2 protein-coding genes are annotated in these 2,306 nt (G+C 65.7%); both read left to right on the forward strand.

Annotation, left to right across the window (positions count from 1 at the left end):
• A partial coding sequence (locus tag EOA60_RS29325; protein ID WP_128312353.1) for an SDR family oxidoreductase occupies nt 1-551 on the forward strand: 551 nt, incomplete at its 5' end.
• 24 nt (nt 552-575) lie between these two features.
• The gene (gene lpdA / locus EOA60_RS29330) at nt 576-1,982 is read left to right on the forward strand and encodes a dihydrolipoyl dehydrogenase (RefSeq protein ID WP_095799604.1); all 1,407 of its coding nucleotides are present in this window, start codon (nt 576-578) and stop codon (nt 1,980-1,982) included.
• The last annotated feature ends 324 nt before the right edge of the window (nt 1,983-2,306 follow it).

The following is a 2,306-nucleotide window of genomic DNA, read 5'->3' on the forward strand; positions in this document are numbered from 1 at the left end:
ATGTGGTGGCGATGTTCGAGGCGGTGGACCGGGCCTTCGGCCGGCTCGACGCCTTCGTCAACAATGCCGGCATCGTCGACGTCAAGGCGCGTGTCGATGAGATGAGCGCCGAGCGGATCGAGCGCATGATGCGCATCAACGTCGTCGGCTCCTTCCTCTGCGCCCGCGAGGCCGTCAGGCGCATGTCGACCCGTCACTGCGGCAAGGGCGGCGCCATCGTCAATCTGTCCTCGGCGGCGGCACGACTGGGCTCGCCCGGCGAATATGTCGACTACGCCGCTTCCAAGGGCGCGATCGACACGCTGACCGTTGGTCTGGCGCGCGAGGTGGCGCTGGAAGGCATCCGCGTCAATGCCGTCAGTCCAGGCATCACCGAAACCGACATCCATGCCTCCGGCGGCCAGCCCGAGCGCGTGGCGCGGATGCAGGATCTGCTGCCGCTGAAGCGCGCGGGCACGGCCGACGAGGTCGCGAGCGCGGTTCTCTACCTTTTGTCGGACGCGGCCTCCTATATAACGGGCGCGATCCTGAATGTGAGCGGCGGCCGCTGAAGGCCAGACCAGAAGGACACCATCATGGCTTATGACGTCGTAATCATCGGATCGGGACCGGGCGGCTATGTCTGCGCCATCAAGGCGGCACAGCTCGGCCTGAAGACAGCGGTGGTCGAGAAGAACGCCACCTTCGGCGGCACCTGCCTCAATATCGGCTGCATCCCGTCGAAAGCCCTGCTCCACGCCTCCGAGATGTTCGCCGAAGCCGGTCATGCCTTCGATATGCTCGGCATCGAGGTCGGCGCGCCAAAACTCAATCTCAAGAAGATGCTGGCGCACAAGGATGCGACCGTGGCCTCCAACGTCAACGGCGTCGCTTTTCTCTTCAAGAAGAACAAGATCGACTCGTTCCGCGGCACCGGCAAGGTGATCGGCGCCGGCAAGGTGTCGGTCACCGGCGAGGGCGGCAAGGTCGAGGAGATCGAGACCAAGAACATCGTCATCGCCACCGGTTCCGACGTCGCCGGCATTCCGGGTGTCAAGGTCGACTTCGACGAGAAGGTGATCGTGTCCTCGACCGGCGCGCTGTCGCTGGCCAAGGTGCCGGGCAGTCTTGTGGTGGTCGGCGGCGGCGTCATCGGGCTCGAGCTCGGCTCGGTCTGGGCCAGGCTCGGCGCCAAGGTCACGGTTGTCGAGTTCCTCGACACCATCCTCGGCGGCATGGATGGCGAGGTCTCGAAGCAATTCCAGCGGCTGCTGTCCAAGCAGGGCTTCGAGTTCAAGCTCGGCGCCAAGGTCACCGGCGTCGCCAAATCCAAGAAGGGCGCCAGCGTGACGTTCGAGCCGGTCAAGGGCGGCGCGGCGGAAACGATCGAGGCCGATGTCGTGCTGGTCGCGACCGGACGCCGCCCCTATGCCGACAGCCTTGGATTGAAAGAAGCCGGCGTCGAGATGGACGAGCGCGGCCGGGTCAAGTCCGACGGGCATCTGAGGACCAACGTGCCCGGCATCTATGCCATCGGCGACGTCATTGCCGGGCCGATGCTGGCGCACAAGGCCGAGGACGAGGGCGTGGCGGTAGCCGAGACGATCGCCGGCCAGGCCGGTCATGTGAACTACGACGTTATCCCGAGCGTCGTCTACACCAGTCCCGAAATCGCCTCGGTCGGCAAGACCGAAGAGGAGCTGAAAAAGGCCGGCATCGACTACAAGGTCGGCAAGTTCCCTTTCAGCGCCAATGGCCGCGCGCGGGCCATGCTGCACACCGACGGCTTCGTGAAGATCCTCGCCGACAAGGCGAGCGACCGCGTGCTCGGCGTTCATATCGTCGGCTTCGGCGCCGGCGAGATGATCCACGAGGCGGCGGTGCTGATGGAGTTCGGCGGCTCCTCGGAAGACCTCGCCCGCACCTGCCATGCCCACCCGACCATGTCGGAGGCGGTCAAGGAAGCGGCGCTGGCCACGTTCTTCAAGCCGATCCATATTTAGGTGCTCGTCACGGCCGGCGCCGAACGCCCGAGGATGGCAAAGGTGTAGTTAAACAAAAACGGCCCGCCTTTCGGCGGGCCGTTCGTCGTGGAGCTATAGCCTGATCACGGAGACGGCGCAGGTGCCGGAGCCGGGGCAGGCGTCGGAGTGGGCGCGGGTGCCGGGGCTGGCGTCGGAGCTGGAGCAGGCGTTGCGGGCGCAGGTTCAGGCGTTGCAGGCGCCGGGGCCGGCGTCGTCGCGGCCGGCGGCTCGGAAGTCGCGGGGGCGTGCTCGCCACCGGTTCTGCCAAAAACATAATACGCAACAATGGCCAGGATAATGACA

Origin of the sequence: Mesorhizobium sp. M1A.F.Ca.IN.020.06.1.1, from assembly GCF_004023265.1 — a bacterium.
Taxonomy (GTDB): Bacteria; Pseudomonadota; Alphaproteobacteria; order Rhizobiales; family Rhizobiaceae; genus Mesorhizobium.

Coding starts and splice junctions, on each gene's coding strand:
- lpdA (WP_095799604.1), top strand. CDS start 576: ATGGCTTATGACGTCGTAATCATCGGATCGGGACCGGGCGGCTATGTC.